We start from the raw sequence: 13,831 nt of genomic DNA on the forward strand, positions 1-13,831 counted from the left end.
TCAATAGACTCCTATCTGCGACGAGCGGGGGATGCAGGCAATTCGTCCATTCCGCCGCCGGACAAAAAACATGGCATCGACGCCGAGGGGAAAAGCACTGTTCAGATCGCGCAGCCGGGCTAATTCGCCGGCAGCGAGCCCGCTTATCCGCAGTGAAATTTTGCCGGCGATTCCCGGACCCGTTAAAAAAATCCCGCCGTCGCCCTCGGAAAGCCCATCAACCAGATAGAGAATGGTTGCTCCACTATCCGGGTATTCCAAACTGCCGGTTTTGCAGGCGGTCAAATCCGCAGTGTCGGCAAAATTGCCGATGATAATAAAATCGGCTTCCTGGCATGGCACTACTCTGCAGGCGGTGTGACGAACAAGGTCGGTTTCCAGGGCCGAATCACCGATAACCGCGACCCCCACCTCATTGTCGAGGAGGCAACGAAGAAGCTCGACGACGGCGGTCTCTTCGTTGGCGAATTCCGGGAGACGGTAAACCTTGCCGGGATGACTCATGGCGGCAAGGAAGGTCCTAAAGGTGATATGATCGCGGATGATGCTGTTTGATTCCATGGTTAGGCTCCCGGCATGAGATCAAATTGTACCTTTGTGGCGGCTACCAGGGCGGCATTCTCCAGCTGTCTCGTTTTCTGGAGCCCTGCTTCTTTCGCTAGAAAGGTGCGCACGCTGTTCTGAATGAGTGTGCTTTCAGGGGCGTGGCAAACAGCGTCAGCCGCAGCTCGTGCCAGGGCCCGGCGAGGGGCTTCTCCGAGAACCATGCCGAAGCCTTCATAGCCGCGAAATATAACGCGAGCCTCAGTTACCAGGATCTCACCCGGGTAAAAGGCGGTTGCAAAGCTGTCATGAACCGCCAGCATCATAAGCCCGGTGTGTGGGGGAGTGCTGATCGTCAGATCGACATCGGCAAAGAGCTGCAGCAGCTGTTCAACCTTTTCTTCCTCCATGGTGTCGATCACCGCCGTTAAATCAGTATTTATCATATTGTTTCCACCTCAATATTGGTGTATGGCAAAGCTATAGCCATGCCGTTCATAGCCCAGCGCTTCGTAAAAACGGTGGGCGTCAACTCGATGGCGATTGCTGTTGAGAACCATTTTATAACATCCTCTTTCCCGGCAGAGAGCGGCGGCGTAGGCCATCATGGTGCGTCCAATACCCTGTCCGCGCAGTCCTTCCTCCACCACGACATCCTCAAGGATCGCCGACCGGGCACCCCTGTGGGCGAGATTATCCATGACCAGCATGGCAAAGGTCCCAACGATTTTGTCGTCGGCCAGGGCCACGTGTATCCGGTAATCGGGATAGCTCTTCAAGCGATTGAAGATGGCCATGGCCTGCTCCTGACTGAGCACCGTTCCGTCGTCTTGGCCGAGCTGGCCGTACAAAGAGAGTATTGCCGGCAGGTCGACGTCGGTTGCCTCGCGCAAGGTGATATTCATGGGAGATTCCTCTGCAGGGTCTGCCGGAACCGCATCAGGTATAGCGGGATCTGACGGCGGCACTGATACGGTCAATGATGGCGACCGTGATAACAATGATGATGAGGATGGTGGTGACGTCATGGTTTTCATAACTCCGCAATTTATCAAAAAGGAAACAGCCTATCCCACCGGCTCCGGTAAAGCCGAGGATGGTGGCTGAACGTACGTCCGACTCCAGACGGTACAGGCTCATGGAGACGAAAAAGGGGGTGATCTGCGGTACCACCGCATAACAGATCACCTTGATAAAGCCGGCGCCGGTGGCGGTCAGGGCATCAATCGGCTCCTGTTGCGCCGTTTCGATACCTTCGGAAAAGAGCTTGATCAATACGCCCGAGGTATGGATGCCAAGGGCCAGGATGCCGGGCATCGGGCCGAGACCTACCGCTGAGACAAAAAGCAGGGCCCAGATAATCTCATTGATCGACCGGCTGAGGTTGGCGAAGAACCGCACCGTGACATAGATGCCGTTTTTGAGAAGAAGGGCCGAACCTCGGTTGCCGGGGATGATAATATTGAGGGTGTTTCTGGAGGCAAAAAACGACAGAGGAAAGGCGATAAGCACCGAAAGAATGAGTGCCAGTACTGCCATCTGGACAGTTTCCAGCATCGAAAGCAGATATTTCACCAAACTGCCGGTATGCAGGCTGGGAGGGAAAAACCCGCTGTCCTTGATCTCGGGATTGCCGGCAATGTAGGTGAACATATTGCCCCAGCCGTCTACGAGCAGCGGAACGCTCATATCCGTTGCCCGCCAACACCATGATAGCAAAATCAGGCCAAGGCCGATGACCATGATGTTGTAGGGATGGAACGGATTGGTCCGGCGCTTTATTTCATCTATATGCATAGTCGGGTAGTTTCTTTCTGCCGCTTGCAGGCACAGGTGGAGGCAAACAGTCGGCACCGGAGGGTGCCGACTGCCAGGATTTCCCTATTTTTTCGCCAGTTGCTTCTTAACCTCAATCTGCTCACGGATGGGATTGTAGGTTTTATCGTCGACATCGGTATAGCCCTGCAATTTCAATTTCTTCAGGCCCTCTTTGTCGTTGTAGGAGAGAAATGCCTCCTTGAGTGCCTTCTTCAGAGAATCAGGCAGATCCTTGCGGCAGGCCATGGGCGAGCCGGGAATCAGGTCGGAGGTCCACAAGATCTGGAAATCCTTGTCGGTCTGCCATTGCTTGCCATTGCCGCGGGCGAGGTCGAGGTCGTTGGTCGAGGCAATATCAACCTTGCCAGCCTTAATCGACAGGATGGAGGCCTCGTGGCTGCCCGAGTAGATGACCTTGGAGAAATACTTCTCCGGATCGATCTTCATGGTTTTGACAAAATAGACAGTCGGTACCAAGGTGCCGCTGGTGGAATTGGGGTCGGTGAAGGCCCAGACCTTGCCCTTGGCCTGTTCCATGTTGGTGATGGGGGAGTCTTTTTTGGTGATGATGATGCCTTTATAGCCCTTGGTACCGTCTTCGGCGACCTCCATGACCAGGGCCTCGGCACCGGCGCGATCAGCTGCCTCGACATAGGATTTCGGGCCGAAGTAGGCGACATCGACATGTTTGAACTGCATGGCGGTGATAACACCGGCATAGTCGGTTGCGACCTGGACCTTAATATCCAGGTTGAGTTTCTTTTCCAGGTACTTGGCAAGGTTGTCGAAGCGCTCGGTAATATTGTCGGACGACTCGGTGGGGATCAAACCGAGATTCAGTTGTTTCGGCCAATCGGTTGCTGCCGCAAGGCTGCCTGCCGGAAGACAGAGGGTCAAGACCAGGCTGATCAGTGCGTTGATAAGTTTTTCCTTCATTTTTTCACCTTTAGTTTGTCTCATGATTGAAGTTCCATCTGTTTGTGCCACTGCACAACAGACCGTAGAATCCACCGGGATTTTTTCTTTAAGAGAGGTAAGGGGCTTGCAAAATCAAGGGTGCGCCGCTGCCGCAGCCTGAAGCGGCAACCGGGTGTAGGGCACGCAGAAACAATCATTTGTCGGTAGCGCGGAATCATTTTTCTGATAAATCTGGGCAACTGTGGCAGCGCACAGGCCATCCGGCGGGCCGTCATAGACGATCCGTCCGCCATTCAAGCCGATCACCCTGCTGCAAAATTCCTTTGCATAATCAAGCTGATGCAGATTGGAGACAACCGTGATGCTGTATTTCTCGTTGGCGTTTTTCAAGGTTTCCATAACACTGCGGGCACTTACCGGATCAAGGGAAGAGATGGGCTCGTCGGCAAGAATAATCTCCGGTTGTTGGGCGATGGCCCGGGCAATGGCCACCCGCTGTTTCTGGCCGCCGGAAAGCTGGTCGCAGCGGCTGAGCGCCTCCTGCTCAATGCCGACCACTTTCATATACTCGTAGATTTCTTCGTATTGGCGGTGGCTGTAGTGTTTGAAGAGAGCTGAAACCAGGGGTTTGCGGTGCAGCATGCCGCTGGCGATATTGTCAAAAACGCTGAGCCGTGGAACCAGATTGAAACCCTGGAAAATCACCCCAATCTTGGCGCGGAGTGCCTTGAGTTCGTGGTGGCGAATTGTCCCAAGATTTTTACCAAGGACCTTTAAGCGTCCGTCGATGATTGAAGTGGTGGCATTGAGGCCCATCAGAAATGTCGACTTGCCAACACCGGAAGGTCCGATAATGCTGAGAAATTCGCCTTTTTTGATACTCAGGTCGATCCCCTGAATGATCTTTTTACGGCTGTATCCGAGTGTCAGATTTTCCGCTTTGATATGACCCATTTCTTTGCCCCCCTGCTGGTGAATTGAAGTTGCATCCTCCACCGCTACCCCTGCAGAATGCTCAGCTGGATTTGCCGGCGGACTCGTGATCAGTTGGCTGATGCCGAGTATGTTGATGACTGTGTTTTTACAAAGGGCGGATTAGGAATCTGTTCGAATTCCATAATGTTTGGGTGAGAGGAATCTTCAGAACGAAAGCGTCAGCTAACTCCATCATTTCAAAATACATTTTTAATATTTTCTAAATATCACACAACTACCTTGCAGGAAGCACAGGTATCAATGCCGTACCGGCATCGCCAGGCGGGACGGCTGTAACTCTATGGCCTTTCATCAACCAATTTCTTTGCAAGGATCCTATGAATACAACTCCGAAGACCGCAGTTCTGATTCCCTGCTTTAACGAGGAAGCCACTGTTGGCCAAGTGGTTAAGGATTTCCGCCGGAGCCTTCCCGAGGCCAAGATCTTTGTTTACGACAACAATTCAACCGACCGGACCGTCGAGGTTGCGAAAAATGCCGGAGCCGTGGTGCGGACCGAACCGCTGCAAGGCAAGGGCAATGTGGTGCGGCGGATGTTTGCCGATATCGAGGCGGAGGTGTATGTTCTCGTCGACGGCGATGCAACCTACGACGCTGCCGCCGCTCCGGGGATGATTAAACTTCTCGCCGATAATCAGCTGGATATGGTCAATGGCGCCCGGGTCACCGACATCAAGGAGGCCTACCGCCTTGGGCATCGCTTCGGCAACCGGCTGCTGACCTCCCTCGTCGCTCTGACCTTTGGCAATCGCTTAAAGGATATGCTGTCAGGCTACCGGGTGTTCTCCCGTCGCTATGTGAAGAGTTTTCCCTCTCTTGCCGTCGGCTTTGAAATTGAAACGGAACTGACGGTCCATGCCCTGCATCTGCGCATGCCCATTGCCGAAGTCGAAACAACCTACAAGGATCGTCCCGCCGGTTCTCTCAGCAAGCTCAGCACCTTTCGTGACGGCTTTCGCATTCTCTGGAAGATCCTGGTCTTTATCAAAGAAGAAAAGCCCATGGCCTTCTTCTCGTCGATTGCCTTTTTCTTCTGCCTTTCCTCAGTTGCCCTGATGATCCCGATCATGGTGGAATTCATCGAGACGGGGCTTGTGCCCCGTCTGCCCACCGCGGTTCTGTCGATGAGTATGATGATTATCGCCTTTCTCGGTTTTGCCTGCGGCCTGATCCTCGATACGGTTTCCCGCGGCCGCAGCGAAATGAAAAGAATGCGCTATCTGAGTACACCGGCAACCCTTAACGGACACTCCCAAGGCCACTACCAGTATGCATTCTGGGAATAATCCCGGAATCCCAGGATTGATCCCAGATACGCCACCATTCGATGGCCGCCATGACCATAATCAGCGGAGCCAGCCAGACAATCCGGCTTTGATAGCGATCGTGGGGTCCGGACAGCGCCCCACAGATAAAGGCATTACCGATAAGGGCAAAGAGGATAAAGACCGCCAGCAGCGTGAATTCCGGACGTCTGGCATACAACCCCCAGCATATACAAACCACCAGCCCGAAGGTTGAAAGGAGAGCGATGGGAATATGCAGGCCGTTCATGGCATCAAAGAGCGGCCTTGTCAGCAGCTCTTGCTGTTGACGAGCGGCGTTGAAGGCCAGTGAGACTTCCGGGGAGAGGTCGTTACTAAAAGTTCCCCGCGCCGCACCGTGGTATTGGTCCAAGCCGTCGCCGGTTGCGACCATAGTCATCTGCTCGGCAGTGGCAACCAGGGCCGTCCAGAGTGTCGCACCAGGATAGCTTTTAATACTTTCTTTCACTAAAAAACTCAGCTCGGCGTCGGCCTCGCCGCTCCAGCCACCGATATCCATAAACGGTGACGAACCGTTCCAGAGAAAATCATCGCCGGTATTCGGCAAGCGCTCCTGCAGGTCGCACAGTTTAATGCCCTGAGCCGGACAATGTTCGGCAAGCCAGCGCTGGGCGATGTTATCCTGTACCAGCCGGCCAAAGATAAAGGCCGGGCCGCCCGGGGTATATCCCGCCTTGTTAAAGAGAATAAAGTGAACAAGCGGCATGAGGATCAGGCTGGCCATAACGATCGCCGCCGGAGGCACAATGGTCAGGGGCAGCCGCCAGATCCATATTATTTTGCAGAACCAGGCAGCAAGGAGGATTCCGACGAGACCGACGGCCAGGGCCATACTCGACATATGCGACAGCAAACCTAAAAGGATGACAATGCCCAAGCCAATGCGTTCATAGAACCCGAGCCTTTGCCAGCAAAAGCCATAAAGCCATAAGCCAAGGACCGTCAGAGGTAACAGCAGATCAGGCATCAGCTGGCTGGTGTACCAGGAGATGCTGGTGAAAAACCCCAAACCGAGGCAGACCAGAGTGGTTGCCAAGGGCCCGGCTGGTAAACCATGGCAGCGGAGCATGAGATTGATGATCCACAGGGTGAGCAGCGACTGCACCGCCACCGGCCCGAAAAACGACCACCAGCCAAGGGAGGTCATAAAGAGAAAGGCGCCATAAAAGAAGGACCGGCCAAAGCCGAGGGTCATCTCCAGCACCCGCCCGACGTAGCCGCCGCTGTCGAAAAATACGATGGCAAAACCATTCCAGAGAGCAGGGGCGAGAAACACCGTAAGGCTAGCCGCCAGGCAAAGACACCAGGCCAGGCTTTTGAGGACAAGATTCCCCATCATGAGAGAGGGATTTGCTATGGGGAGGGTCACGTGGATCATGGGTATTCCTTTAACGAATATAATGTTGTAGAGCATCCTACAGAGCGGGATGCTCCGGCCTTTGTCCTGTTAAGAGAGCAACAAGATCGGTGCTCCACCGGTTGTCTGACCCATCATCTAAGGCGAGATTGTGGTTGGTGAGGTCGCCTGCGAAGGTGGCGACCACCTCCCAGAGTTCGGCCACCGGTCGCGGTGGGGCAATGGCAATGGGTCTGGAGAAGATCTGTTGTTGATTGAGGGCCAGCGTTTTCTGCATGGCCACTGTATAGAAGGTCAGGGGATTGATGGCGGTGGGGCCCCAGTATGCGGCATCCTTTAAAATCGTCCTGGCCCGGAGCAGATCGGCTCCGGTGACTTCCATCAGGTACAGGCTGCTGGTTCCAGGTGTCCCGACCGGTTCCCGTTCGACTCGAAAGGCATCGAGGATATCCTGCCGGGTGAGCCGGCCCGCTTGCCATTCCTGCCAAACCGACCCGAAGCCGACAAAGGCCGCATCAATCTGCAATCTTTGCACGGCTGCTCGGGCCGCTATACCGGCAATGGCGCGAGGCGACTGATCAGTTTTTACCTCCGCTACCGTCTCGCTGATCTCTTGCCGATAGTGGTGAAGGATTTTTGCCACTGCCTTGTTTATGCCCGGATCGGCTTGGATTGTTTCCGGGGTGTTGGCAACGAGTTGAAACTGACTGTCGGCGATAACCTTGTGTTCCAGGTCATAAAGTAGATCGTACCTGCCGATGTGTTCGGCCTGGGCACCGACATGGACGATGGCGGTGTCTTTGACCCGCAGGGATTTTTCCAGGGTGGTATGGCTGTGGCCGCCGAGAATCAGGTCGATGCCGTTGGTCTGCTCGGCAACGGCGATATCATCGGTTAGTCCCATATGGCTGACCAGTACCAAGATATCGACTTCCTGCCGGTATTTGGCAATAATCTCCTTGGATATCCCGACGAAGTCAAAATCCATTTCCAGCGCCGGCAGATCGGGATACACCGGGCCATTGTGTTGCCCGCCGTCGATGGCGTAGGGCCGGGCGGTGAGACCGAAAAAGCCGATTTTAACGCAACCGACCGTCATGACGGTGAAATCGCTGAAACCGGCGGGGATATCGCGTAAAGGGCTGTCGATCCCTCGATTGATTCGGGTATTGGTTGACAGCACTACCGCCTTGGGGTCATTGCTGAACAGCAGCAACTCCTTGATGCCCCAGGCAAAATCGTGGTTGCCGAGGGTGCGGACGTCATAGCCCAAGGCCTGGACGACTTCTCTTGTCGAACGGCCGTGGGACAGCTCTTCGGCGATCGACCCTTTCTCATAATCGTCACCGCTGTTGGAAAAGACGGTGAAGGGGTTTTCCTTCTTGACCGCTTCGTAATAGCCGCGAACCCGGCTTATTGGGCTGGAACCGTCTGCCTCCGGATTGTAGTTGGCGTGCATGTCGGAGATATGGACAAAGGAAATCTTCTGCATGGCCGACCGGCGGTCACAGGTCGGCCATCTATCCTGCCCTGGCGGTGACGGTTCCGCTCGTGCCACAGGGAGATGCAGGATGGCCACCGCCACGAGTCCTGTCAGAAAGATGAGGACACGGCAATAGCAAGGGGAACGCAGTGCTGCAAGAATTGACACGAGAAAGTCCATGATGGGCCTCCGCAAAGAGTTGACCTCGTCGGCTGGATAATCGGGGTAACGGCACACGGCAAATAGGAGAGAGCCCCATTGAATTTCTCCATCCGCACGCGATTGTGGCTACATCATGGTCTACGAATATTTGATTGCTGTCAGTGATTGTTAAAAGTTCTGTTAGAACCTGTGATTATGGAGGGGATGGCCGATGCCAAGTTGTAGAACTGCAGGGGAGAATGGTGGGAAGTGGCCGGTTGGAGATGGCTTGTGGGGAGAACATCGAGATCAGACCTGTCGGTTTTTACTGACGGGTTTTGAGTATGTCTTGCAGATACTCGAAATTAAGAATGGTGTCCGGAATGTCGATGTTTCGGGATCAAATGTCCTGCCTGACGATATTGTGACTATTACGGCAGGGGCAACCTGAGCCTGAAATCTGCCTTGGATCAGGTTTGGGTGAACAGTAGCTCCCTTTTGGGGGTTAAATCTGAAACCTTGATGTTGGCGCTGGCAATTTTACACCTTTGACCGTTCGTGCAATTTTTCATTCGCCCGAACGACCACGCAATACGACGACGCTTCGACCCTTCCGATCAATTTTCGTTGACATTCTGCTTGACAGATAAAAGGCGTGGAAATATATTTGCATATAAACAATAATTGATATGTTTATTTTTAACTCTCGTTTGGCCTGATGAAGGATAACAATGGCAGGAGAAGATGCAATGCACGATGGTCAAAGTCCAGTTTCAAATCTTGCCAATACAAAGTGCGAGCTATTTGACGGAGAATTTCAATCAGTTGCATTTTTGGCAAAAAGTCTCTCTGACGAAAACAGACTTCGTATCCTCCTCTGTATCAGACAAGGAAAGAAGGCAGTGGGAAGTATTGTCGAAGAACTTGGTCTTTCTCAACCTCTTGTATCGCATCATCTCAAAGAGCTTAAAAGGTCACTGTTGGTAAAAATCGAGCGCAGTGGTCCTTTCATATATTACGAGCTGTCAGACCCTGCCATTCTTGGGGCAATAAGGGATCTCAATACGGTAGCAAAAAATCTATTGGCGACTCGAACGACTTTTTAACAGATCCTGCAGGAGGTGATTGGCTTCTCATGAACGAAATAGAAAAAATATTCAGCAACTTGGATCCGGAAGATGCGGCAGATCAGACTGCTACCGCCCTAAAACAGCTTTTACCCTTACTCGGAGAGGAAGGCAGGAACCGATTTATCATGAATCTTCTTGGTGAGACCGGGCAAGACAAAATCTCCAGCATGGTTCATCTCTGACTGGCTGAATGTATGGGCGAAGGTGTCGACCCAACGCAGATGTGCCAGACTCTCGTGGACAAGGTTGCTCAATCCAAACAACTCATGGCCATAACTGATCCCGATCTTCTGTTGTTGTTTGAAGATTGGTTTGAGGAACTGGAAGATGAGATTATCTCATTGAACGGTAAATTTGGTCCTCTCAGTTCGGAGGATCTCGCAAAAAGAATTGGACTCTCTCTCAGAGGCGCAACTTTTCTCCTGTCAAAGCTGAATCGTCAGAAAAAGCTGCAAGGTTGAGGGACACTCCCCCTATCAATAAGGTCCAGTTATGCAAAATAAAAAAACAACATTCATTGCCTTTATGGCGGTACTCCTTACAATCGGATCCCTTTGGTTCACCAATCGCGCGGTTACGCCCAAACAAGCTACCTGGGACGATGTGCTTGTTGAGGGAAAAAACGGTAACTACCAGATCATTAAAACTGAAGATCTTGCCAGTCTTTACCACAAGGATGCGGGCAGTCTTTTGTTGGTGGATACCCGTCAGGAATGGGAGTACAGGACAGGCCATCTCAAGGGTGCGGTAAATTTCCCGATGGAACCGACCGCCTGGGCAAGATGGCAAAAGGCATCGGATCTTGAGAAATTTCTTGGGCCGGATAAGAATCGAACCCTTGTCTTCTACTGAGCGGGACTCACCTGAGTCCGCAGTGACTCGGCGGCCCGGGTGGCCGTACAACTCGGTTACAAAAACGTTTATCGCGATCCATACGGTTATCCTGAATGGCAAGGAAAAGGTTTGCCGGTTGTCAGCGCTCCTGCCGGACTTGCGTCGACTGCGGAAGAGACTAAGACACCTGGTCCTCTCTCCGGCTGGGCAATGATCTGGACGTTGCTGGGTATTTTTGCAGGTGGCATGGCCCTCAATCTCACCCCCTGTGTGTATCCGATGATTCCCATCACCGTATCGTATTTTGGCGGTCAAGCTACCAAAGGTGGCGAGGGCCGTGGCAGGCTTTTTGTGCATGGTCTGTGCTACTTGCTGGGACTGGCCCTTACCAACTCCTTACTCGGGGTGGTCGCATCCCTGACCGGCGGTCTCATGGGCGCGATGCTGCAAAATCCGGTTGTCCTTATTGTCGTTGCCGGTGTTCTGGTCTTTTTCGCAACGAGCCTTTTGGGGTTGTGGGAGATGCGCCTGCCAAGCGGTCTCACCCAAGCTGCGGCGAAATCGTATACCGGTTATTTCGGCAGCCTTTTTATGGGGATAACCCTTGGTGTGGTTGCCGCCCCCTGCATCGGTCCGTTTGTCCTCGGTTTACTCACCTGGGTGGCAAGCATGGGGAGCCCATGGATTGGTTTCGTGGTCTTTTTCACCCTGAGTCTGGGCCTCGGTCTGCCGCTCTTTTTCCTTGCGATGTTTTCCGGGCAATTGGAGAAGCTCCCCCGCTCAGGCGGCTGGATGATCTGGGTAAGAAAGCTGATGGGATGGGTGCTGATCGGCATGGCCGCTCATTTTATCCGGCCAATTCTGCCGGGACACGGGGGGACCATTCTCATTGCCGTCGTCGCCTTGGCTGCCGGCCTGCACCTCGGCTGGTTTGACAAGAGTCAGGCCAACTTCCGAGCGTTTCCGGTGCTTAAGGGTGGCGCGGGTATTGCCGGATTGGTGATAGCTACTTTTCTCATTGCCAGCATGGCAATGGTAGGTCCTGGCGTTACCTGGAAACCGTATACTGAGGAAACTCTCAAGGAAGCGCAAAACCTCAAAAAGCCGGTGATCATTGATTTCTATGCTACATGGTGTACGCCATGCCGGGAACTCGAAGAGGTTACTTTCCATCAACCCGACGTGGTCCAAATGGCAGAAAAGAATTTTACCTTGGTCAAAGTAGATGTGACCAAAGGCGGTAATGCGTTTCACGAGGAACTGTTGAAAAAATACAACGTGAAAGGAGTGCCGACCGTTGTCTTTCTCGATGCCTACGGTAAGGAGCGCTCTGATCTTCGTCTCGTGGATTATCTGCCACCAGACAAGTTTCTTATTCATATGCGAGATATTATCGATACTCCGAAGAAATAACGAAGACGCCAAACACAAATTATTGGCGGCAAGTGGAGATGGCCTGTTGATGGCTTAAAAATCAGAAAAGGAGAAGATCATGCTCAAAGTCCGCTTTTTTCTTAACGAACCAAACGGCAAACCGTGAAAACACTTCAAACAGATTATGCCCAGGTTGGGCGAAAAATATCCGGTTGAATTCGATGTCACCTCAAAACCTAAGTCTGAATACGAGACCGATGAGTACTTTGCTCTAGATCTGCCAGTAGCTCCAGCGGTTATGGTCGGTGATGATATCGCCGTGGAAGGTTCCGATATATCCGATCACGATTTGGAAGTGTGCATCTGTCGAAAGCTTGGACTGCCGGAGCCACAGAAAAAAGGGCTGATGGACCGGCTCTTCAACAAATCATAAAATTACTTGAGATACCATGTTAAGACTTCGCATTTTCCTCAACGAACCGCAAGGCAAGACGTGAGAGACTTTCACCACTATGCTTCCTAGGATGGAAGAGAAATATACTTTAAAAATCGAAACTGTCTCAAAACCACGAGATGCATACCGGACAGCTGAGTACCAGGCAACCGGATTGCCAGTCGCTCCAGCGGTGCTGTTGAACGATGAACTTCTTGTTCAGGGAGCACCGATAAGTGAGGAAGAACTTGAATCGGCAATTTGTCGTCATTTGGCAAACAAGTAACGCCGGGACAGCCTTAAAGGTCTCTACTATTAATCCGTACGCCGAATGCCGGACATTGGTGAAAAAATATGTTGTGCAATCTCAGCGACATGATTGCTCGGCACCGGACCACTTATGTACGGCAATCAGTAACCGTCTTAATAATACTCTTGCTCGTAGGCTGCCGGAGAAAGGTAACCAAGTCTCTTTTGCTTTCTTTGGCGGTTATAAAACAGCTCTATGTATGTTCGAATCTCACGCATCGCTTCCTCACGACTAGTACAACGCCGATGGAAAGTGAGTTCGGTTTTCAGTATACCCCAAAAGCTTTCCATGGGAGCGTTATCATAACAGTTCCCCTTGCGGCTCATGGCGTAGCCGGCAATTGCGCCGGTGTACAAATCCTTGTGTCCGGCTAGATACAACCAGCCCTCATCTGTGGGGATAGACGTAATATCGATCAGCCAGACTTGATTCGGAGCATCTGAGGTAAAAGCTTGACCCAGCAAGTTGGTTGGGTGCTACTGGTTCGGTATGATCGGAGTCCGTCGTTGCTCTGTATTTTTTCTTTTGTTTGCAGCGGATTCCATATTCACGACGTAAACGTTTGAGGCGCCAAACACCTACAGAAACACCGTGATCGGCTAAATCGTTCTGAAGTCGCTCGGGGCCATAGCTCTCACCGGTTCGTCGGTGGGCGGCCTTGATTTCTATCGCTAATTGAGCATCCTCCTTTCTTCGCGCCGATGGAGGCCGGGACCGCCAAGCAAAATAACCGCTCACTGAGACTGAGAATACCTCACAAAGCATTGGTAGTGGGTAGGTGGGTCGCATATCTTCCATTATCGCGTACCGGGCAGCGATTCCTTGGCAAAATACGCAGCAGCTTTTTTTAGGATGTCTCGCTCCATCCGCACTGTAGCCAACTCCTTCTTGACCCTCGCCGGTTCAAGTTCCACCTCTGTGAGAGGGCGTCGGTTTTTGCCAACGTTGCCAAGGTTGCCCGCCCGTGCGGCCCTCACCCAATTTTCGAGAGTGCTTTTCGGCAAAGAAAGTCGTTTGGCGGCTTCTCCAGATGAAAGTCCATCTTCGATCACCAAACGCGCAGTCTCTTCGCGAAACTCTTTCGTATATCTCCCTTGCGGAATCTTTTCCATGTCGACACCTCCTCTACTGTTTACGAATCATCAGTGTTTTGGTGTCCACTTTTTTCA

15 protein-coding genes and 1 pseudogene are annotated in these 13,831 nt (G+C 52.5%); 7 read left to right on the top strand and 9 right to left on the bottom strand.

Annotation, left to right across the window (positions count from 1 at the left end; genetic code table 11):
* From phnH to phnC, 6 genes are all read right to left on the bottom strand, one after another.
* Nucleotides 1-561 (bottom strand): phosphonate C-P lyase system protein PhnH, encoded by a 561-nt coding sequence (phnH, locus tag OEL83_04160; protein ID MDK9706225.1) that lies wholly within the window; start codon nt 559-561, stop codon nt 1-3.
* A gap of 2 nt (nt 562-563) precedes the next feature.
* Entirely contained in the window at nt 564-989 is a 426-nt protein-coding gene (locus tag OEL83_04165; GenBank protein MDK9706226.1) for a phosphonate C-P lyase system protein PhnG, read from the bottom strand.
* 12 nt (nt 990-1,001) lie between these two features.
* Nucleotides 1,002-1,448: a GNAT family N-acetyltransferase gene (locus tag OEL83_04170; GenBank protein MDK9706227.1), complete on the bottom strand. Its 447-nt coding sequence runs from the start codon at nt 1,446-1,448 to the stop codon at nt 1,002-1,004.
* 34 nt (nt 1,449-1,482) lie between these two features.
* Nucleotides 1,483-2,340, bottom strand: a complete 858-nt coding sequence (gene phnE, locus OEL83_04175; GenBank protein MDK9706228.1) for a phosphonate ABC transporter, permease protein PhnE — start codon at nt 2,338-2,340, stop codon at nt 1,483-1,485.
* Between the two features lie 84 nt (nt 2,341-2,424).
* On the bottom strand, nt 2,425-3,321 hold the full coding sequence (gene phnD, locus OEL83_04180) for a phosphonate ABC transporter substrate-binding protein (protein ID MDK9706229.1): 897 nt from the start codon (nt 3,319-3,321) through the stop codon (nt 2,425-2,427).
* A gap of 90 nt (nt 3,322-3,411) precedes the next feature.
* Nucleotides 3,412-4,233 (bottom strand): phosphonate ABC transporter ATP-binding protein, encoded by an 822-nt coding sequence (gene phnC, locus OEL83_04185; GenBank protein ID MDK9706230.1) that lies wholly within the window; start codon nt 4,231-4,233, stop codon nt 3,412-3,414.
* A gap of 359 nt (nt 4,234-4,592) precedes the next feature.
* Between phnC and OEL83_04190 the strand changes: the two genes are divergently transcribed.
* Nucleotides 4,593-5,561, top strand: coding sequence for a glycosyltransferase family 2 protein (locus OEL83_04190; GenBank protein ID MDK9706231.1), 969 nt, complete (start codon nt 4,593-4,595; stop codon nt 5,559-5,561).
* Here the strand turns inward: OEL83_04190 and OEL83_04195 are convergent.
* Together OEL83_04195 and OEL83_04200 are read right to left on the bottom strand one after the other, a co-directional pair.
* Nucleotides 5,515-6,978, bottom strand: a complete 1,464-nt coding sequence (locus OEL83_04195; protein MDK9706232.1) for a hypothetical protein — start codon at nt 6,976-6,978, stop codon at nt 5,515-5,517. The genes OEL83_04190 and OEL83_04195 overlap by 47 nt on opposite strands.
* A 37-nt stretch (nt 6,979-7,015) precedes the next feature.
* On the bottom strand, nt 7,016-8,620 hold the full coding sequence (locus OEL83_04200) for a metallophosphoesterase (GenBank protein MDK9706233.1): 1,605 nt from the start codon (nt 8,618-8,620) through the stop codon (nt 7,016-7,018).
* A 692-nt stretch (nt 8,621-9,312) separates the two neighbouring features.
* Between OEL83_04200 and OEL83_04205 the strand changes: the two genes are divergently transcribed.
* From OEL83_04205 to OEL83_04230, 6 genes are all read left to right on the top strand, one after another.
* The gene (locus tag OEL83_04205) at nt 9,313-9,687 is read left to right on the top strand and encodes a metalloregulator ArsR/SmtB family transcription factor (GenBank protein ID MDK9706234.1); all 375 of its coding nucleotides are present in this window, start codon (nt 9,313-9,315) and stop codon (nt 9,685-9,687) included.
* Between the two features lie 29 nt (nt 9,688-9,716).
* Nucleotides 9,717-9,893 carry a hypothetical protein gene (locus tag OEL83_04210; protein MDK9706235.1) on the top strand — a complete coding sequence of 59 codons (177 nt, stop codon included), beginning with the start codon at nt 9,717-9,719 and terminating at the stop codon, nt 9,891-9,893.
* A 12-nt stretch (nt 9,894-9,905) separates the two neighbouring features.
* Nucleotides 9,906-10,172, top strand: coding sequence for a hypothetical protein (locus tag OEL83_04215; GenBank protein MDK9706236.1), 267 nt, complete (start codon nt 9,906-9,908; stop codon nt 10,170-10,172).
* Nucleotides 10,173-10,203: 31 nt separating this feature from the next.
* Nucleotides 10,204-10,563 (top strand): rhodanese-like domain-containing protein, encoded by a 360-nt coding sequence (locus OEL83_04220; protein MDK9706237.1) that lies wholly within the window; start codon nt 10,204-10,206, stop codon nt 10,561-10,563.
* A 39-nt stretch (nt 10,564-10,602) separates the two neighbouring features.
* Entirely contained in the window at nt 10,603-11,958 is a 1,356-nt protein-coding gene (locus tag OEL83_04225; GenBank protein ID MDK9706238.1) for a thioredoxin family protein, read from the top strand.
* 145 nt (nt 11,959-12,103) lie between these two features.
* Complete coding sequence (locus OEL83_04230; GenBank protein ID MDK9706239.1) at nt 12,104-12,352, top strand: hypothetical protein; 249 nt, start codon at nt 12,104-12,106, stop codon at nt 12,350-12,352.
* Between the two features lie 423 nt (nt 12,353-12,775).
* Here the strand turns inward: OEL83_04230 and OEL83_04235 are convergent.
* Nucleotides 12,776-13,774: pseudogene (locus tag OEL83_04235) on the bottom strand (IS3 family transposase).
* Nucleotides 13,775-13,831 lie beyond the last annotated feature (57 nt).

Origin of the sequence: Desulforhopalus sp., assembly GCA_030247675.1 — a bacterium.
GTDB lineage: Bacteria > Desulfobacterota > Desulfobulbia > Desulfobulbales > Desulfocapsaceae > Desulforhopalus_A.